This is a genomic window from aff. Roholtiella sp. LEGE 12411 (genome assembly GCF_015206995.1).
In the GTDB taxonomy this organism is placed as follows: Bacteria; Cyanobacteriota; Cyanobacteriia; order Cyanobacteriales; family Nostocaceae; genus Komarekiella.
Window position 1 is genome coordinate 1 of sequence record NZ_JADEXR010000109.1, and the last position, 20151, is coordinate 20151.

The 20151-nt window shown below is 42.4% G+C and carries 15 protein-coding genes and 1 pseudogene; 8 read left to right on the forward strand and 8 right to left on the reverse strand.

From position 1 onward, the window contains the following. Nucleotides 1–45 precede the first annotated feature (45 nt). A complete protein-coding gene (locus IQ246_RS20745; RefSeq protein WP_194005238.1) occupies nucleotides 46–852 on the forward strand; it encodes a TIGR01548 family HAD-type hydrolase in 807 nt (268 codons plus the stop codon). Nucleotides 853–1491: 639 nt separating this feature from the next. On the opposite strand, the gene IQ246_RS20750 is transcribed toward IQ246_RS20745, so the two are convergent. Continuing rightward, nucleotides 1492–2676 (reverse strand): NAD(P)H-quinone oxidoreductase subunit H, encoded by a 1185-nt coding sequence (locus tag IQ246_RS20750; protein WP_194005226.1) that lies wholly within the window; start codon nucleotides 2674–2676, stop codon nucleotides 1492–1494. Nucleotides 2677–2988: 312 nt separating this feature from the next. Here IQ246_RS20750 and rsmH point away from each other — a divergent pair, with 312 nt between their 5' ends. Beyond that, nucleotides 2989–3876 (forward strand): 16S rRNA (cytosine(1402)-N(4))-methyltransferase RsmH, encoded by an 888-nt coding sequence (gene rsmH, locus IQ246_RS20755; RefSeq protein ID WP_194005227.1) that lies wholly within the window; start codon nucleotides 2989–2991, stop codon nucleotides 3874–3876. Nucleotides 3877–3878: 2 nt separating this feature from the next. Here the strand turns inward: rsmH and IQ246_RS20760 are convergent, their stop codons facing one another. The 6 genes from IQ246_RS20760 to IQ246_RS20785 all read right to left on the reverse strand — a co-directional run bounded on the left by IQ246_RS20760 (nucleotide 3879) and on the right by IQ246_RS20785 (nucleotide 11216). After that, nucleotides 3879–4352: a hypothetical protein gene (locus IQ246_RS20760; RefSeq protein ID WP_244142103.1), complete on the reverse strand. Its 474-nt coding sequence runs from the start codon at nucleotides 4350–4352 to the stop codon at nucleotides 3879–3881. 48 nt (nucleotides 4353–4400) lie between these two features. Next, nucleotides 4401–5750, reverse strand: coding sequence for a DUF2254 domain-containing protein (locus IQ246_RS20765; RefSeq protein ID WP_194005228.1), 1350 nt, complete (start codon nucleotides 5748–5750; stop codon nucleotides 4401–4403). Further along, complete coding sequence (locus tag IQ246_RS20770) at nucleotides 5747–6754, reverse strand: mechanosensitive ion channel family protein (RefSeq protein ID WP_194005229.1); 1008 nt, start codon at nucleotides 6752–6754, stop codon at nucleotides 5747–5749. Before IQ246_RS20770 ends, IQ246_RS20765 begins: the two co-directional genes overlap by 4 nt. A gap of 32 nt (nucleotides 6755–6786) precedes the next feature. Next, on the reverse strand, nucleotides 6787–7602 hold the full coding sequence (locus tag IQ246_RS20775) for a potassium channel family protein (protein ID WP_194005230.1): 816 nt from the start codon (nucleotides 7600–7602) through the stop codon (nucleotides 6787–6789). Nucleotides 7603–8347: 745 nt separating this feature from the next. Beyond that, the gene (locus tag IQ246_RS20780) at nucleotides 8348–10234 is read right to left on the reverse strand and encodes an ABC transporter ATP-binding protein (RefSeq protein ID WP_194005231.1); all 1887 of its coding nucleotides are present in this window, start codon (nucleotides 10232–10234) and stop codon (nucleotides 8348–8350) included. Nucleotides 10235–10649: 415 nt separating this feature from the next. After that, a complete protein-coding gene (locus tag IQ246_RS20785; RefSeq protein WP_194005232.1) occupies nucleotides 10650–11216 on the reverse strand; it encodes a single-stranded DNA-binding protein in 567 nt (188 codons plus the stop codon). 517 nt (nucleotides 11217–11733) lie between these two features. Between IQ246_RS20785 and IQ246_RS20790 the strand changes: the two genes are divergently transcribed. Beyond that, entirely contained in the window at nucleotides 11734–13023 is a 1290-nt protein-coding gene (locus IQ246_RS20790) for an ABC transporter ATP-binding protein (RefSeq protein ID WP_194005233.1), read from the forward strand. A gap of 400 nt (nucleotides 13024–13423) precedes the next feature. After that, the gene (locus IQ246_RS20795; RefSeq protein ID WP_194005234.1) at nucleotides 13424–14623 is read left to right on the forward strand and encodes a Coenzyme F420 hydrogenase/dehydrogenase, beta subunit C-terminal domain; all 1200 of its coding nucleotides are present in this window, start codon (nucleotides 13424–13426) and stop codon (nucleotides 14621–14623) included. A gap of 72 nt (nucleotides 14624–14695) precedes the next feature. Here IQ246_RS20795 and IQ246_RS20800 read toward each other — a convergent pair whose 3' ends face one another. Then, entirely contained in the window at nucleotides 14696–15925 is a 1230-nt protein-coding gene (locus tag IQ246_RS20800) for a methionine gamma-lyase family protein (RefSeq protein ID WP_194005235.1), read from the reverse strand. A gap of 87 nt (nucleotides 15926–16012) precedes the next feature. Here IQ246_RS20800 and IQ246_RS20805 point away from each other — a divergent pair, with 87 nt between their 5' ends. The 4 genes and pseudogenes from IQ246_RS20805 to IQ246_RS20820 form a co-directional block, all read left to right on the forward strand. Then, on the forward strand, nucleotides 16013–16831 hold the full coding sequence (locus IQ246_RS20805) for an acyl-CoA desaturase (protein ID WP_194005236.1): 819 nt from the start codon (nucleotides 16013–16015) through the stop codon (nucleotides 16829–16831). A gap of 220 nt (nucleotides 16832–17051) precedes the next feature. Then, on the forward strand, nucleotides 17052–18104 hold the full coding sequence (locus tag IQ246_RS20810; RefSeq protein ID WP_194005237.1) for a fatty acid desaturase: 1053 nt from the start codon (nucleotides 17052–17054) through the stop codon (nucleotides 18102–18104). Nucleotides 18105–18334: 230 nt separating this feature from the next. Beyond that, the gene (locus tag IQ246_RS20815) at nucleotides 18335–19417 is read left to right on the forward strand and encodes a fatty acid desaturase (protein WP_194005239.1); all 1083 of its coding nucleotides are present in this window, start codon (nucleotides 18335–18337) and stop codon (nucleotides 19415–19417) included. 191 nt (nucleotides 19418–19608) lie between these two features. Then, nucleotides 19609–20025, forward strand: a pseudogene (locus IQ246_RS20820) (Uma2 family endonuclease); the annotation flags it as partial. Nucleotides 20026–20151 lie beyond the last annotated feature (126 nt).

Consider the following 20151-nt stretch of genomic DNA (forward strand, 5'->3'; position numbering starts at 1 on the left):
AAGAGACCGCCCATGCCCCATGCCCCATGCCCCATGCCCAATTCTATGACTGAACAAACAAAAGCGATCGCGGTTTTCGATATTGATGGTGTTGTCCGCGATGTCAGTGGCTCTTATCGACGAGCGATCGCAGATACCGTAGAATACTTTACTACCCCAGCGTATCGTCCAACACCACTAGATATTGATCAGTTGAAATCCGAAGGCATTTGGAATAATGATTGGGAAGCATCCCAGGAATTAATTTACCGTTACTTTGAAACTCAAGGACAAACACGCGAGCAACTGCAACTCGACTACAACGAGATTGTGACCTTTTTTCAATCCCGTTACCGAGGCTCTAACCCTGACAATTGGACAGGGTACATCTGTAATGAACCCTTATTGTTACAACTTAGCTACTTGGAGCAACTGACACAAGCTGGGGTTGCTTGGGGATTTTTTAGTGGTGCGACTCGTGCTTCTGCTAACTATGTTTTGGAAAAACGCCTTGGTTTACAGTTCCCAGTGTTAATTGCGATGGAGGATGCACCAGGTAAACCAGACCCCACTGGACTTTTAGCCACTGTTCGTCTGTTGGAGAATGGACTTGCTAAAACATCAGCGATCATATACATAGGCGATACAGTAGCTGATATGTATACCGTACAGAAAGCACGGGAGTTAGATTCTTCTCGTACTTGGATTGCTGTAGGAGTATTACCGCCACACGTCCAGGAAACAGCAGCGCGAGGTGATGCGTATGCTCAGACACTAACAGCAGCTGGAGCCGCAGTGGTTTTGAGTAATGTGCAGGAATTGACCCCAAAGCAGATTCAAGAACTGGTAAACCAATCTGTGCGCTCAGTGTAGAACATCGCTTAGAACCTAATCAATCCTGCCTCAGTGATACAGCACTTAGCATTTTCATGAATCATACGTAGAGACGTTACATGTAACGTCTCTACAGGGTTTCGGGTTTTATTTATGTACTTCATGTACCTGAAATTTGCTGTAAATCATAGTAGTAGGCATTACAATGCCCACCCTAAAAGCTCAAAGTTCCGAGTTATGATCTCGAAGTTGCAAGTTTTAATCTTAAAGTTTTAAGTTCTAAGCTTAAAGTTCCAAGTTCTAATTTTAAAGTTCTGAGTTTTAAGCTTCAAGTTTCAAGTTCTAATCTTGAAATTCCGAGTTTTAATCTTGAAATTTCAAGTTCTAAGCTTCAAGTTTCAAGTTCTAAGCTTGAAATTCCGAGTTCTAATCTTGAAGTTTTAAGTTCAGTAGGATGCGTTATGTTCAGGACTTACGCAAGTGTCACAAAAATCTCAATTTTTTGTTTGTAGTGAGGACTTTAGTCCTCAAAATAAGGACTAAAGTCCTTACTACGAACTTAAAATAATATGCCAGTTGCGTAAGTCCTGATGTTGTTCAAGAGCGCATCCTACTTGCTGAATACCATGTAGAGCTTAACCGAGAATTATTGGATGGGCATCGCCCATCCAATGATGGTTATCTATCTACAGATCCCATGATCACATCAATACTGCCGAGAATAACCACGATATCTGCGACCTTCATTCCTCGCAGTAAATGAGGGAGAATCTGGAGGTTATTGAAATCAGCTGGGCGAATCTTCCACCGTAAGGGGAAGACGTTATCATCACCAACTAGATAAATTCCCAGTTCACCTTTACCGCTTTCTACACGGGAGTAGATTTCACCCTTGGGAATCTTAAAGGAGGGAGAAACTTTCTTGCCAATAAATTGGTAATCAAATGCATCCCACTCTGATTTTTTCCCTGCGGCTAAGCGCTTGGCTTCCAAGTTTTCGTAAGGGCCACCGGGAAGTCCTTTGATAGCTTGGTAAATAATCTTCACAGATTCGCGCATTTCCCGCATTCGCACTACGTAACGAGCAAAGCAATCACCAGCAGTTTCCCACTGCACATCCCAGTCGAAGTCGTCGTAGCACTCGTAGTGGTCAACTTTCCGCAGATCCCACTTCACTCCAGAAGCGCGTAACATGGGGCCAGAAAGTCCCCAATTAATCGCTTCTTCACGGGTGATGGTACCAATACCTTCAACACGACGCCGGAAGATGGGGTTATCGGTCACTAAGCGTTCGTACTCATCAACTTTGGGTATCAAGTAGTCGCAAAATTCCAAACACTTATCTACCCAACCATAAGGCAAATCAGCTGCTACACCGCCAACGCGGAAGTAGTTGTTGTTGACCATCCGATAACCCGTGGCAGCTTCCCATAAATCATAAATCATCTCCCGTTCCCGAAATTGGTAAAAGAAGGGAGTTTGAGCGCCCACGTCAGCAAGGAACGGGCCAAACCACAGTAAGTGGTTAGCAATGCGGTTCAACTCCAGCATGATGACGCGGATGTAGCTGGCACGTTTGGGAACAGCGACACCCGCCAGTTGTTCTGGAGCGTTGACAGTGACGGCTTCATTAAACATTCCCGCAGCGTAGTCCCACCGACTAACGTAGGGGACGTACATAATTGTGGTGCGGTTCTCAGCAATTTTTTCCATTCCCCGGTGCAAGTAGCCAATGACTGGTTCACAGTCAATGACATCCTCGCCATCCAGGGTGACAATTAGCCGCAGAACCCCGTGCATTGAGGGATGGTGTGGCCCCATATTCAACACCATGGGTTCAGTGCGGGTTTCTAGTCTGGCCATAGATTTAGTGTTCTCCCGTTGTGAAAATTTTGAATTGAACCGCCCTTCGGGTTCACTAGCGCCTACGGCGCTGGTGAACCAAGATGCCAACCAGACCCGATTTATCGTGTCTGCCAATCTAAAGTAAAGACTGTAGGTGCAATATTCTTAGAGTAAACTCCCTTTGGAAGGACACTGCGTTGCTCTTTGAGAGTTAAAGCAAGTGTTGGTGGCGTCTACATGTATTGCTCATACAGGGGTATGTTGGAGATAGGAGGACAGAGGAGGGATTTTACTTGATATTTCATTTTGTTGCACTTCTTCAATTATTATATGGAAGCTCGATATCAAGGACTTGAGACGCAGGAATTTTTTCATCTGCCTGTGTTGAGTCGGGAGGTAGTTGCAGGTTTGGCGGTGCGTCCAGGCGGGCATTATTTAGATGCGACGGTAGGCGGTGGTGGTCACACTCGTCTGATTTTAGAAGCTGCTGCGGATGTGCGTGTAACCGCAATTGACCAAGATGAGGATGCTTTAGCGGCGGCGCAGAAGTACTTGGCTGAGTATGGAGAACGCGTACAATTTATCCTTACTAACTTTGCTGCTTACCAGTTTCCTTGTAACACTTTCGATGGTATTCTCGCTGATTTAGGGGTGAGTTCTTACCATTTAGATCAGCCGGAACGGGGTTTTAGCTTTCGCCAGGCCGCAAGTCTGGATATGCGGATGGATAGGCGACAAGCACTAACCGCAGCTGATGTAATTAATACTTGGGATGAAGCCCAATTAGCAGATATTTTCTTTAAATACGGCGAGGAACGACTATCGCGGCGTATTGCTAGACGCATTGTGGAAAGACGACCATTTAACACGACTGTTGATCTGGCAGAGGCGATCGCTTCTTCTGTTCCGCCTAAATACCGTTATGGTAGAATTCACCCGGCTACTCGCGTTTTTCAAGCTTTACGAATTGTCGTAAATGACGAGTTAAATTCTTTAGAAACTTTTCTAGATCAAGCACCAAACGCGCTTATCCCCAGTGGCAAAATTGCGATTATCAGTTTCCACAGTCTGGAAGACCGCCCGGTGAAACATAGTTTAAGAAATTCACCTATATTAAAAGTCTTGACAAAAAAGCCAATTATTGCTCAAGAAGACGAAATTGGGAAAAATCCGCGATCGCGATCGGCCAAGCTGAGGATAGCAGAAAGACTGCTCTAACTTCAATGCCGCCTTAAACCTTGTGTTGGGAATGGACATGATGGAATTTGGAATATAGCGGTTCTCAGTTGGGTGCAATATATAGCAATCCCAAAACTGGTAATTGTCACCAGATATAAAAGTGTATGATTCCGAAATATATTCAGCATTGAACTATAGACTAAAAAACTCAGTGCGAGGGTAATTGCAAAAGTTGTATAAGCATGAACAATCTCGTCATAGGGGCCTGGCATACCAAATAAATTCCATACCCAACCAGTAGCATTTAGCAAAGCCGCCAAGACAAATAGAAAATCAAATAAGGTGGGTAACTTATCATCTCGAATGACAAACACAAACGATACAACAAGGAAAAAAGCGAGACCCAAGGCATTTGACCACTTACCTTGAACTGCTGCGGCTATAACAAAAATTGCTAGTAGAGCTTGTCCTACCCACGCGATAACTCGATATCCTCGCCAATTTATAGTTTTCATATATATAACCAATACAAAAGTGTTACTTAGGAAAAGCTTTTTTTCTGATTAATCCCAATTTTTAATAGCACCGTTGCAGTCTAAAGCTTTAATGACGGTGTGATACCTTTGTTGTACGTCTTTGCGGTCTTGTTCTTGTGATAGCCCCTCATGACTATCCTGCAAAATCTTCTCAGCATGATGTCGTAGGGCTTTACAGTATTTACTATTATTTGTGTAGATGGCAATAGTAGCTATAGTTTCTAACAACCTAATAGTTACTCCTGCATCCGACTTTGCATACTGCCGAATTTGGTTAAAAGCACGGTCAACCAATCCTTGAAAATCTACTCCCTCGGCGATTATGCGTAATCTGTTCTTGTTATCGTAGCGGTAGGATGAAGGGAAATTTCTTTGAACTAAGTGGCACAATCCAGCGCTAATTCGGTCAATACAGCGAATAGCAGTAAATGGATCATTTATTCCAGGGGAAATGGCACGCAGAGCAATTTCTACTAATTGATCAATTGGAAACTCTACATCCTGTTGCTCTGTACGTTCTTTACCTAAAATAAAGGCATCATTGATTTGTTTGGTAAGTTTTTTATTTACTTTTTCACCAGGAAAAACTAAGACTAAATCGCCACCTTGAACCAAAAATTTTCCCGGTCGAGTCTGAAGGCGTACTAGCAAATTATGTTTACAAGCAATTTCTATCAATTCTTCATCATCGATCGCTTGTAAATAACCAGTGCCATTAGCTCGAATTGGTAAAGCTTCTTCTTCAAAAGACATTGGAATTTCTTCAACTCCAAGGCTATCTTCTGATTCACCACACCCAATTTTTTCTGGAAATAGCCGCTCAATTGCTGAATGTAAATCTTCACTAACATTTTGGATTACATGAGATGCCTGAATTATTGTTGAAGCATGATGGATAAAATAAATCAATACACCAATACTAATAATTGCCAGTAAAGTGCCGACTGTAACCGAAAGTTGTGGTACAAACTGTTCGTATCCATCTCCTTCTCCATGAATCGTCCGCAGTACGAGTAAGCAGTAGATGAACGTACCGATGAATGTACCAAGTACAATTTGATTACCCGTATCCTGCATAAAATTACGCAGTAGGCGGGGACCAAAGTTGGAAGCAGCAAGCTGAAGCGCCACGATTGTAATTGAAAAAGCTGTAGCAGCAACGCTGATCATCGAACCTGCAACAGTTCCCAGTAGCGATCGCGCTCCATCTGCTCCACCAGTGTATATCCACCAATAATCAATTTCCACCTTGTCTGTGCGGTCAAGACTGAGCATGACGAAAGCTAAAGCAGTAGCTACTACTGCCATGACTGCTGGTATGAACCAGTAACTTGAGTGGATCTGATCCCAAAGTTTGCTTAATTTGACGTTTCTCATTGTTCGTTAATTTTAGAATCTACCTTATTGTTGCCATCTTGTGAGAAACGCTCTTGAGCAAGTAAAAGAAGTGAATCGCTGATCCGGCGAGGTTTTGGTACTTCACCTTTACCAGATGGCCAACCTTCACGCTGACGAGAGCGGTTTCCATCTGTCTCTTCGGTCTGGTCGTGAAACAGAATTTGTTGTGTTGGGAAGGGCAAATCGATGCCGTTTGCAACGAGCTTTTTCTTAATTGCTGTAATCACCTTGTCCCGTGATTGCAAATCGTCTATTCGTCGTGGTGGATGAATCCACCAACGCACACGGATGTTTACACTGCTTCCGGCTAGTTCCATTACCAGTACATCAGGAGCCGGATCTTTTAAAACTTCATTTACACTATGCATTGCGTCTAGCATTAACTGCTTAGCTAGGTCAATGTCGTCGCCGTAGCCAATGCCGACATCGTACTCTAATCGGCGGTTGTCAAAGGCAGTATTCACCGTGACAGAATTGATAAATAATTCCGAGTTAGGAATCACAATTCGCCGACCGTCATAGGTTCTGATTGTTGTTGCGCGTGTCTCGATATTTTCAACAGTTCCCTCAAAGTCTTTAAAAACAATTTGATCATCAATTTGAAAAGGTTCAGTCAGCAGAATTAAAATTCCAGCTAAGAAGTTTTGCAGAATATCGCGGAAAGCAAAACCAATTGCAACACCGCTAATTCCCAAAAGTTGCACCAAATCACCTGCTCTAAATGTAGGAATCACAATGGAAAGGGCAATAAACAACCCAATCAAAATTGTTAGCCCTTGGGCTAACCTCCCTAGCACTAATCCCAAATTCCGGGCGGAGCGACGGTTGCGAGTTAACCGCTTAACCAGTGCCTTAATTTTGCTAGCAACAAACAAAAATAAGATGAAGACAATTAACGCTAAGACAATGTTCGGTAGCAAAGCGATGAAACCATTGATCATGCTTTGAACCTTGTCCCAAGCAGTGGAGATTGCTGCATTCATGTAGTTTCCTCACTAATTAATTTTTACTAACGTCAACGCTGTGAATTCTGATGCAATAATTCTTGAATTTCCTCTCGCAATGCTGCGATTTCACCCTGAAGCACTTGAATCGATTTCGCTCCGGCTAACTCTGCTTCATCATCATCGGCATCACGACCAATAAAAAACGTCGCCAGAGTTGCAGTAACATAGCCAAACACGGCAAACGCATATAACGCTAAGAAAAAACAAAGTACTCGACCTTCAGGCGTTTTGGGCCAATACTCAGAACCCATCGTTGTCATTAGCATTGCTGTCCACCATAAAGCAGTGCCGTAGTTATGCAGCCCAGTTTCAACAGGAACTTCGTTTTCAAATGTATACATCCCTGCTGCTCCTATTACAGTAACGATCGTTGTTAATGCCACAACATAACCAAAGCCTCGACGGTTCACACTGGCTGAGAGAACCCGCATCCCTCGGTTAGCACGAGTCATGACTCGCAACAGTTGTAGCCCTCGCACAGCTCGTACTGTTCGGAGTATTTTTATGACTCGGATAATCCGAAAAGTACGCAGCGCAGGCAAAAATAGAGAAATAGCTGTTAGCCAGTTGCTTTTGATATAAGAAGGTTTATGAGGAGCGATCGCTAGTTTAAGTAGAAAATCTAATATAAAAATAATCCAAATAGTGATACTAATGGCTTCCAGTAAAGGGTTTAACCCCCAGATGATCTCAATCATGAATAGTGCTAGCCATACAAAGCCCAGCACCAGCATTGGAATTTCTAGCCAATCTTCTAACTGTTGCAAGACTTCGTTGCGTTCTTTTTCTAGGGCTTGTTTTTCCGAAAGCTTCAGACTACTCATAATATTAATTCGTAATTAGTAATGGGCTATTTTAACCTCCTACCGCTAACCATCTTGCTTTTTAAGGCGGTAACTCTACTATCCAAAGAAATATTTTTTGAAAAATGTATCTCATACTCAAGCAACATTATTTTGATTTATTTCTTAGTCCAGTACTTAATTTTATTGCCTACATGAAAAATTTTGATATTGGTATGAACCATTATTCAAACACTTATTCAAACATTTAGAACTTATAAAGTAATGTACATTGATGTCAACACAAGAAAACAAGACAATCGCAAGGCAATTTTGTGACTAAACATAGGGAAAAGGAAATTTAGCAGCAGTAGACGAACTTACTAGTGCTGATTTCAAGGTTTATTATTATGTATAGTAGGGAACAGGGAATAGGCTTGAAAGTCCCTTGGTATCAGGGTTAAATGATGAATTTATGTCCTAATCTATGTGGCAACTGCTATATTTTCTGTGACACTTGAGCGTGAGAGTTTTAAATCATGGGTCGCTCACACTTACACAGGTTTTCCCGATTTGCTATTTGAAGAATTATTATGTTTAATAACGCTCCAATCGAAGAAAGCAACGGAGCAAAACTAGGGGGAATTTTCTATTATGACGAAGATGGAAATAATAGATGCTTTTACGCGGATGGACAACCCTCGTTATGTTGAGTATTCTATCAATGGAAATTAGGCATGATAGGATGAATTTACTTCATGCATTTCCACAAACATTCCATCGCTTTTTATAACGCCCGTAAATGCCGATTTCGCACACGTTCGGGACTACCAGTAGGAATCGCAGCAATTAATTTTCGGGTGTATTCCTCTTTGGGTTCTAGGTAAATACTTTCGGCTGTTCCTTGTTCGACAATTTGACCGTGATTCATTACTAAAATGCGATCGCTCATAAATTTCACTACACTTAAATCGTGAGAAATGAAGATATAAGTGAGTTGAAAATCTTTCTGCAATTCTTTTAGCAGATTCAATACTTGCGCCTGTACTGAAACATCTAGCGCTGAAACTGATTCATCACAGATAATAAATTTGGGATTTAAAGCCAAGGAACGAGCAATACAAATCCGCTGGCGTTGACCGCCAGAAAACTGGTGAGGATAACGGTTAATCGCATCTGCACTCAACCCTACCCGTTCTAAAAGTTCTGCTACGCGTTCTTGTCGTTGTCGCTTTGTCTTACCAACAGCGTGAATTAACAACGGTTCCATCACTGCGTCGCCAACCTTCATGCGTGGATCAAGCGAACTAAAGGGATTTTGAAAGATTATTTGCATTTCCCGCCGCAGTTTCTGCAACGTTTCTCCTTTGAGAGTAGTAATATCTTGCTTCTCAAAGATAATCTGACCACTCATTGGTTCGATTAATCGCAGCAAAGTTCTGCCAAGGGTGGTTTTGCCACAACCAGATTCTCCCACTAATCCTAGTGTTTCCCCCGGTTTGACATCAAAGGAAACGCCATTAACTGCCATAGTGTAGCGTTTTGTACCACCAAATACGCCGCGCACCGGAAAACCAACCTTGAGGTTGCGGATTTGTAGTAGGGGTTGCTGTTCGTTGAGATTCGCTAATCTTGTAGCAATTTCTTCGTGAGAAAATTCTGGAGGTTGTGGGGGTTCTTTGGCTTGAATTACTAACTGTCCTGTTGCTGTCTCCTCTGCACTCATGTAGTCAGAAACGGTCAGTAGTCTTTGGGGACGGCGATTGAGTGTAGGACGGCAAGCTACTAAACCTTTAGTATATGGATGCTGGGAATTGCTAAAAATTTGCTCCGCAGTGTTGTATTCTACAACTTTACCTCTATACATCACTGCTACTTCCTCAGCGATTTCCGAAATTAATCCCAAGTCGTGAGTGATAAAAATCATTGCCATGTTGCGACTTTGCTGCAATTCTCGCATCAACTCCAGAATTGTTGCTTGCACAGTTACATCCAAGGCTGTGGTTGGTTCATCAGCAATTAATACTAGTGGGTTGCAGGAAATCGCCATTGCAATCATTACCCGCTGTAATTGACCCCCAGAGAGTTGATGGGGGTAGCGTTCCAGCATTGCTTGTTTGTGTTCCTTAACCAACTTTGCCAATTTGGACACATCTAGCTTAGATGAATTTGGGTTGGTTTGATTCCAGGTTTCAATATACTCCTGCTGTATCTGCTCATCGCTAGGCAGTAATTTTACCTCTTGCAGACCTGCGATCGCAATTTGTCTGGCTTGGGCGACTGAGACATTTTGATGCCGCATAATCGCTTCTGTTAGCTGAAACCCGATATCATAAACTGGATTGAGCGAACTCATCGGTTCTTGAAAAATCATGGCGATGTCGCCACCTCGGTGCAACTGCATTTGCTCAGGAGGCAATTTCACCAAATCGATTGGGTTAGAATTCTCTTGAGCACGAAACCAGATTTCACCGCCAGTAATTCTACCAGGACTCTGCAACAAACCCATCACAGCTAAAGCTGTCACTGATTTTCCACTCCCCGATTCTCCTACTATTCCTAGAGTTTCACCTCGATGTAGCTGAAACGAAATACCATCCACAGCTTTGGCAATGTTGCCATCACTGGAAAATTCAACTTGTAGATTGCGAACCTCTAGGACAGTTTCTCTCATAGGAGTTGGGTATGAATTTTGTCTGAAAAATTATTTGGATTTTAACAGTACTTTTAATCCTACATGGATAAATTTAGCTTTTGTAATCCTTAGCAGTTTTTTGCTGCTTACACCTTAACCACAATCATAATCGTGTCGTGGTATTCTTTCTGATTAGAGTTCCAGTGTTTACACAACACCATTAATGACAGAAAAGTAGTACTAGTGCATCGCCTATTAACTATGAGAAGAAAGATTTTGGAGCGATCGCACTATCTCCTACTCAGCTTCATCAATTTTGCTTGAATTTGCCATTGTTCAGATTCAATGAAAAAAATAGCACATCCTAAAGGATGGCTACTTGTGGAAATTGTCTAATCGTAATGCTTTCAGCTAAGTATTGTTAACAACTTGAATACATGCTTAACTACAAATTTTAAAATGGGATGTCGTCCTGATTAGGGTCTTCTTCCTTCTCTGGTTGATAGGTGGGTCGCTCGTAATTTGTGGGCTGAGATATGGGTTCTGACTTTGTTACTTGGGCGACGCCAACAGTACTTGTAGCTGGAGTAGCAATAGGACGTGGTGACTCATAACTGGGAACTGCGGCTGGAGAGGACACCTCTGAGGATGGTTGCCGTAGGGAATCTGTAAATGATGGAGTTATATTTGCTGAAGGTAATGGATCAGTACTGAAACTACCACCTACAGATTGAATTTGTTGCACTGTCAATTCAGCACGTTTTTCTTTAAAACCTTCTGGACGATCAATAGTATTCATACTTAAACGTCCTACCAGGATAACGCGATCGCCTTGGTGGTAGTTTTGCTGTATTTCTGTTGCTAAATTTCCCCAGCCGACAACTTTCAAAGTAGCTAATTGGTCTTCTGTGCGCTGAGAATTCGGAAACTGCACCAGCATCTCCGTGACTCCCAAGTTATCCGCTGTATAGCGGAGTTGCGGTTCTTGAATAATTTCCGCCATCAAAACACAGCTGTTCATTAAAATTTCTCCTGACTGTCAAAAGTACTGAGTAAAAAAATGTGAGAAAGAGGGGGTTTTAATATTTCGGCAATCAATTTTCTATATGAACTCTTTATTAGAGTTAGTTCTAGCATAAAAGCCAAGCGATCGCTTTGAACAGCATTTAAGATGCTACTCTCTACTTTCGCTTGACTAAGATGAGCATTGAATTCTGCATGGACTAGTATAATTGTACCATTATAAACAGAAAAAATACTCGGCGCAAGTTACTGCTCCTGCTGGCCCTCCACCTACCAATGCAACAATCTGTGGTTTCTACGTCTACAATGTCATGGGCAGGGTTAACGCTTGATTCTTGAGAAGGATTGTCAGTACATAGGTAGTCATCACAACACCTTTTGACAGCCCTAAAATCTAGGGTAGTTTGCTTTTTATTTTTCGTATTTACAGGGAACGTGTATTATGGGCGCTAAACTGTCCTTTGTCTTTTGTTTCAAGTTTATGACCATTGACCCTTGACTCTTAACTAACACTCGTGACGCAAGTTATTTTAGAAAACGTTTATAAAAGTTTCCCCTCGCGCAAAGGGGAAAATGTTGCCTCACCAACCCAACTCCCACTCAAGCATGGGGAGGAGACTGATGCAGCGCGAGAACGTGCAGAAAGCGTCAATGTCTTGCGGCGGATTAATCTGACGATCGCAGATGGGGAATTTATGGTGCTGGTGGGGCCTTCTGGTTGTGGAAAAAGCACCCTTTTGCGGTTAATCGCTGGGTTGGAAGTGATGACTGGCGGCAATATTTGGGTAGGCGATCGCTTGATTAATGACTTACCACCCAAAGAACGAGACATCGCAATGGTGTTTCAAAACTACGCCCTCTATCCGCACATGACGGTATACGACAACATCGCTTTTGGACTGCGCCGACGTGCAGGAGGAAAGGGAGCAGGGGAGGAAAGAATTGCCAAATGGCCAGAAAATTTACTTGTGGGCGTAACCAGAAAGTTGCCTAAAGGACTCCGCTACATTTCTGACAAAGAACGAGTGGTGAATGAGCAAGTGCGTAATGTAGCTCAATTGTTGCAAATTGAAACCTTGTTGAATCGCTTACCCAAACAGCTTTCTGGAGGGCAAAGACAACGAGTTGCATTAGGACGGGCGATCGCGCGTAATCCCCAAGTGTTTTTAATGGATGAACCACTTTCTAACTTAGATGCCAAACTGCGTGCAGAAACCCGCGCCCAAATTGTGAAATTACAACGCCATTTAGGGACAACGACGATTTACGTCACCCACGATCAAACAGAAGCGATGACAATGGGCGATCGCATCGCAATTATGTCTGAGGGAAAGATTCAACAAGTTGCTGCGCCATTGGAACTTTACAACCACCCTGCTAACCGTTTTGTGGCAGAGTTCATTGGCTCACCGCCGATGAATTTTATTCCTATGGAGTTTCATGCTCCTTTGTTAATTACTCATTCTCAGTTTCGGTTTACACTCCCAGAAGTTTGGGGAAAAGCTCTGCAAAAATACGATGGGCAAACCTTAATTTTAGGAATTCGCCCAGAACACTTGAGCTTGAGTGCGCCTGCTACCAGAAATCTACCAGTGCAAGTAGATATGGTGGAAAACCTAGGTAATGATACTTTTCTTGCTGTTAGACTTGCCGAACCAGGTTCTGATGCCAATACAGGCAATTACCTGCAAGTGCGAGTACCACCAGACCGATTAGTGCATATTGGTGAGCAATTGTGGTTATCGCTGAGTCCCGGTAAAATTCACTTTTTTGACCCTGAAACTGAGTTAGCGATATTTCCGTGACGTACCTACACCTCTCTGACGAGTAAGTGTAGGCTTCTCAAAGACTCCTCAATGAGGACATAATTTGAGCTTTTAGATCGTGCGTCCCACGATTCTTTACAGCAGATTTCAGGTATATGAAGTACATAAAACCCGAAACCCTGTAGAGACGTTACATGTAACGTCTCTACATGTAACGTCTCTACGTATGATTCATGAAAATGCTAACTGCTGTATGTTTATAGCCGCATTCAAAATACCTTAGCTATTAGCCCATCCTATTTCCTGTCCAGACATGATTATTTTTAGGGCTAGGGTGAGATTTTAAGGAAGGCAAGGTTAAAGAAAAGTTCTATTGTAAAGCTCATAACGTCTGAAGGTATTGTAGTAAAAGTGATTCCTGTATAAGACAAACATTTATATGACTTCTGTTGATTCTAGCAAGCATAAAAAAGCCAAAGCTTTAAAACCCACCAGCCGTCGCCCTGCGAAAGAACTCTGTAGTGAGTGCGGACTGTGTGACACATACTATATTCACTATGTCAAGGAAGCCTGTGCCTTCATCAATCAGCAGATAGGTGAACTTGAAGAAAAAGCGCACACGCGATCGCGCAATCTCGACAACCCCGATGAACTCTACTTCGGGGTTCACCAAGATATGATGGCAGCGCAAAAACAGCAACCCATCCCAGGCGCACAGTGGACGGGTATTGTCAGCAGCATTGCCATTGAAATGCTCAATCACGGACTAGTTGAAGGTGTTGTCTGCGTGCAAAACACTAAAGAAGACCGCTTTCAACCTATGCCAGTCATTGCCCGTACCCCCGAAGAAATACTAGCAGCACGAGTAAATAAACCAACACTTTCGCCTAATCTTTCCGTGTTGGAACAGGTTGAAAAATCGGGGATGAAGCGGCTATTAGTAATTGGTGTTGGTTGCCAAATTCAGGCATTACGAGCTGTAGAAAAACAACTTGGTCTAGAAAAGCTTTATGTTTTGGGTACACCTTGTGTAGATAATGTTCATCGTGCCGGACTGCAAAAGTTCTTAGAAACAACTAGCCGATCGCCTGAGACAGTAGTGCATTACGAATTCATGCAAGACTTCCGGGTTCACTTCAAACATGAGGATGGCTCAACAGAAACCGTACCTTTCTTTGGCTTAAAAACCAACCAACTCAAAGATGTCTTTGCCCCATCCTGTATGAGTTGCTTTGATTACGTCAACTCGTTAGCAGATTTAGTCGTCGGCTATATGGGCGCACCCTTCGGTTGGCAATGGATTGTAGTTAGAAATAACACAGGTAAGGAAATGCTGGACTTGGTAAAAGACCAATTAGACACCCAACCAGTGATGTCCAAAGGAAACCGTAAAGAAGCTGTACAACAAAGCATCCCCGCCTACGACAAAGGTGTTACTCTACCCATGTGGGCAGCAAAACTGATGGGTGTGGTAATCGAAAAAATCGGCCCCAAAGGTCTAGAATATGCCCGGTTTTCTATTGATTCCCACTTCACCCGCAATTATTTATATGTGAAGCGGAATCACCCAGAGAAATTAGAAAAGCATGTTCCAGAGTATGCCAAGCGTATTGTTGAGCAATATAAGTTACCAGAATAGAAGAGGATGTGGCAGTCGGTTCAAGTTGGGGAACCCACCCAACGCACTGCCTTGCCTCTGGGTGAGCTATTCCTAAGCACTCCCTACCGCTTCTATTGCTGCCTCTAATGCGATCGCCACATGAGTCCAATGAGTCCCCCCTTGGCAATAAACCACATAAGGCTCACGTAAAGGCCCATCGGCTGAAAATTCTAAGGTACTCCCCTCAATAAAAGTCCCTCCAGCCATAACTACTTGGCTGTCGTACCCTGGCATTTCATCTGGAACCGGGTCAAGGTAGGAACCAACAGGAGAATGCTGTTGAATGACTTTACAGAAAGCAATTAATTTTTCGGCAGAACCAAGTTTAATAGCCTGGATCACATCCCCACGAGGAGCCAATGGTGCAGGATTCACTGGATAACCGAGTTTGTCAAATATATAACCAGTGAGGTACGTGCCCTTCATTGCTTCTCCTACCATTTGCGGAGCCAGAAATAGACCTTGGAAGAGAAGACGATTTTGGTCAAAGGTAGCACCGCCATAACTACCAATACCAGGAGCAGTAAGGCGGCAAGCAGCTGCTTCTACTAAGTCAGCTCGACCAGCGACGTAACCGCCAGCATTAACAATAGTGCCACCAGGATTTTTAATCAAAGACCCTGCCATCAAATCAGCGCCGACAGTAGTGGGTTCCCTGGTTTCGATAAATTCGCCATAGCAGTTATCCACAAAGCAAATGGTGTTGGGGTTTTGCTGTTTAACTAAGTGAACGATTTTTTCAATATCGGCAATTGATAAACTAGGACGCCAAGAATAGCCACAAGAACGCTGAATTAACACTAAACGAGTTTTATCAGCCACGCTAGTGCTTAAAGCTTGCCAATCTACTGTTCCGTCCAAGGTTAGCTCTAATTGACGGTAATTTATGCCAAACTCGATAAGGGAGCCTTGACCTTGACCCCGTAAACCAATGACTTCTTCAAGCGTATCGTAGGGAGAACCGACCACTGCTAACATTTCATCTCCAGGACGGAGTACACCAAATAAGGCACAAGCGATCGCATGAGTTCCTGAAACGAACTGCACCCGCACTGTGGCTGCTTGGGAACCCATTATTTCAGCAAAAACTTGATCTAAAGTTTCTCGGCCTAAATCATCATGACCGTAACCAGATACACCAGCAAAATGATGTGTACCTACACGGTGATTACGAAATGCATCCAGTACTCGTTTAAGATTATGCTTGACCTGAGTGTCAATTACAGAAAAAATTTCTAACAGTGCCAGCTCTGCTTGCCGCACCTGTTCCAAACTGTTCATTAATTTCCTCGTTCACAAAAAATTATAGATATGGGGATTTTCTGATCCCGCTTTCCTCGGTTGAACAATTCCAATTCAGGTTTCTGCATGACAATCGCTACTTCAACTAAACCTCAAATTAACTGGGTTAATACCTTGTTTTTCATTGGTCTGCACATCGGCGCTTTGTTTGCCTTTGTTCCTGGTAACTTTAGCTGGACGGCAGTCGGTGTGGGTTTCTTGCTGTACTGGGTGACTGGTGGTTTAGGCGTGACTCTGGGATTTCACCGCCTTGTCACCCACCGCAGTTTTCAAACTCCCAAGTGGCTAGAGTATCTCCTAGTTTTCTTCGGAACACTCTCCTGTCAAGGAGGCCCAATTGAGTGGATAGGGACACATCGCATTCATCATTTAAACTCTGATACTGACCCTGATCCCCATGATTCCAATAAAGGTTTTTGGTGGAGCCACATGGGTTGGCTGATTCATTATTGTCCCGCTCACGCTGATGTTCCTCGTTTCACCAAAGATATTGCCGAAGACTCAGTTTATCAGTTTTTAGAAAAATATTTCATTTTGATCCAGGTTGCTCTGGGTGTATTGCTGTTGCTCCTAGGTGGCTGGCCGTTCGTTGTTTGGGGTATTTTTGTTCGGATTGTCTGGGTTTACCATTGCACTTGGTTGGTGAACAGCGCCACTCATAAATTTGGCTATCGCAGCTATGATTCTGGTGATAGATCGACTAACTGTTGGTGGGTAGCCGTACTAGTTTTCGGTGAAGGCTGGCATAATAACCACCATGCTTTTCAATACTCAGCTCGTCATGGGCTGGAATGGTGGGAAATCGATTTAACTTGGATGACAGTTCAATTGCTGCAAGTACTTGGTCTAGCTACTAATGTGAAACTTGCAGATAAAAGGCAATAAGTCAAGGGTCAAGAGTCAAAAGTTTCTTGATCCTTGACTCTTGACTTTTTCTATGTCGTTAATATCCATTCGCCAATTCAAATTGACTTCAAAAAGCTACTTATAAGTGTGCTTGGATACATTAAATTGCTATAATCCTAAGCGCTAATGTTAAGAAACTTTGCGGCAAGCCACTTTACTTGGTGACTTGGTGGAGGAGTTTGTTGTTTTTAAGGTGTTCATGACTACATCAATAATTAACAACCAAAAACTAAGTGATGACCTTGGTAATTCTGATCTAAGGCTCAAAGATATTGTCAAAAGTTTGCCACGAGAGTGTTTTCAGCATAACCGTCGTAAAGCTTGGACACAAGCACTTAGTAGTGTTTTTGCGGTTGGCTTAGGCTACTATATTCTGACAATCACACCTTGGTTTTTCTTGCCCCTTGCTTGGATTTTTACGGGCACTGCTTTAACAGGTTTTTTTGTAATTGGTCATGATTGTGGTCATCGCTCATTTGCCAAACGTCGCTGGGTAAATGATTTAGTGGGGCACTTTTTCATGATGCCGTTAATTTACCCCTTTCATAGTTGGCGCATAAAGCATAATTATCACCATACTCATACCAACAAGCTGGATGAAGACAACGCCTGGCATCCAATTAGACCAGAAGTTTTTGAAGGTTGGGATAAAACTCGACAATCTGCCTTTAAGTTGTTCATGCGTAAACGCCTCTGGTGGTTAGGTTCCATTGGACATTGGGCAGTTGTGCATTTTGATTGGCGCAATTTCAAGACTAAAGACCAATCAAGTATTAAGCTTTCTGTGGCTGTAGTAGTTCTATTTGCTGCGATCGCTTTCCCTATTCTAATTGCCACAACTGGTATTTGGGGATTTGTCAAATTTTGGCTGATGCCCTGGCTGGTCTACCATTTTTGGATGAGTACTTTTACTATTGTTCACCATACATCTGAAGATGTTCCTTTTGTGGCAGCCGATAAGTGGAGTGAGGGCATAGCACAGCTATTTGGCACAATTCACTGTGATTACCCCCGTTGGGTGGAATTTCTTTGCCACGATATCAATGTCCACGTTCCCCATCACATTTCTACTGCTATTCCTTCTTATAATTTGAGGCTAGCTTATAGCAGCATCAAGAAGAATTGGGAGCCTTATTTGCATAATGAATGTCGATTTTCTTGGTCTTTAATGAAGCAGATTACAGACCAGTGTCAGTTGTACAAAACTGATGTCGGCTATAAGACTTTCAACGAATATTACTCAAAGCAATAAAATCGATTGTAAGCAGTTTTGCTTTGAGCAAACTCATGCTCCTGAACTAAAGGGAGCATTTATAGTGCTGAAATTTAAATAGATTCTGGCAATTCTTTACTTATAATTGTTGAGTAAATTGCCAGATATCGCTCTTGTGTGTTAACAAGAACTAGTGTCATAGACATCGCATAGGTGAGACTATCTTGCCTCAAAATCAGGTTCTGATTTCTCTCAAATTAAAGAATCAAGTGCAATCAAATATCATCAATTTCAACAATTCTCAGAACTATGAACTGTCTGAGGATTCAACAAATCTACCTTTTACTCTTCAGGATTTGAAAGCTGCAATCCCCGCTGAATGCTTTCAACCCAATGTCACTAAATCACTGTTTTATTTCTTTCGTGACATCTTGATTATTGGTCTGCTTTATGCAGTCGCTTATTATCTGGATTCTTGGGCTTTCTTTCCGATTTTCTGGTTAATGCAAGGAACGATGTTTTGGGCTTTGTTTGTAGTTGGACATGACTGCGGACACCAATCTTTTTCTAAGCATAAATGGCTGAATGATTTGATTGGACATCTTTCTCACACACCGATACTAGTTCCTTATCATGGTTGGCGGATTAGTCATAGAACTCACCACAAAAATACTGGCAATATTGATAATGATGAAAGCTGGTATCCTGTGACAGAATCGCAGTATAAGGAAATGCCTTTAGTACAAAAGATAGGTCGATACTATGCTTTCTTATTAGCCTATCCAGTGTATTTGTTTAAGCGTTCTCCCAATAAAGAAGGCTCTCACTTTTTACCTAGTAGCTCGCTTTTCAAGCCATCAGAAAAATGGGATGTCATTACCAGCACTGTACTCTGTACTTGTATGGTAGGTTTGCTAGCTTTCCTCACCTATCAATGGGGTTTGATGTGGTTGCTGAAATATTACGCCGCACCATACATTGTGTTTATTATCTGGCTAGATTTGGTGACATTTCTGCATCATACTGAGCAAGATATCCCCTGGTATCGTGGAGAAGATTGGACTTTTCTCAAAGGCGCGATTTCTAGTATTGACCGCAATTATGGTTTGATCAATCATATCCATCACGATATTGGTACTCATGTAGCTCACCACATATTTTTGAACATCCCTCACTACAATTTGCTGAAGGCGACTGAGGCGATTAAACCTATTATGGGTGAATACTTCCGCAAATCTGAGGAACCAGTTTGGAAGTCGCTGTGGCGTTCCGGCGTGAGCTGTCATTTTGTTCCTGATGCTGGTAGTAAAGTTTACTACACATCCAACCGTGAATTAGCTACTAAAGGCTAATTGGCGTGATGAGTAATGTAGAGAAGCAAAGGTATAGCTTCTCTACAACCATCAATTTTTTTGATAATTCCTAGTCCAGCATTTAGAAATAGTTTCTGTATAGAAGGTTTTATAAGGGCCATTGCTAGCTCAACTTAAATTTGAGAATCAACGATAAAATGACTTGAAGGTAAACCTACCTGGAAAATTTTATGAATCTAACTATTCAAGATGTAGAAAGATTACAACAAAAGCTACAGGAAGAACAGCAGGACTACCAAATAGAACTGCAAGAAGGAAATATTCTAATTATGGGGCCGTCAGATATTGAATCTAGTGAAATTGGCGCTGAATTGATTAGATTGCTGGGTAATTGGGTAAAACCTCGTCAACTTGGGCGGATATTTGACTCAAGTGGTGGGTTTATTATGCCGAATACAGATTTACGTGCTCCTGATGTGTCTTTTGTAGCGGCGCAAAGATTAAAACGCACGGTGCGAGATTTTGCCCAGTTAGTACCAGATTTGGTTGTAGAAATTAAGTCGAAAACAGACAGAATTTCTAAGTTGGAAGAGAAAGTCAAGCTCTTTTTGGAATTAGGTGCAAAGGTAGGAATATTAATTAATCCGGTTCTACCGATCCCCTTATGAAAAAAAAGTATTTTAAACGAGAAAAAAGAGCTAATAACAAACAAGAATATAGCGCTACAAGCTAAGTCTGACAAAGGTTAATGACTTTTAAAATTTTTTGAAGAT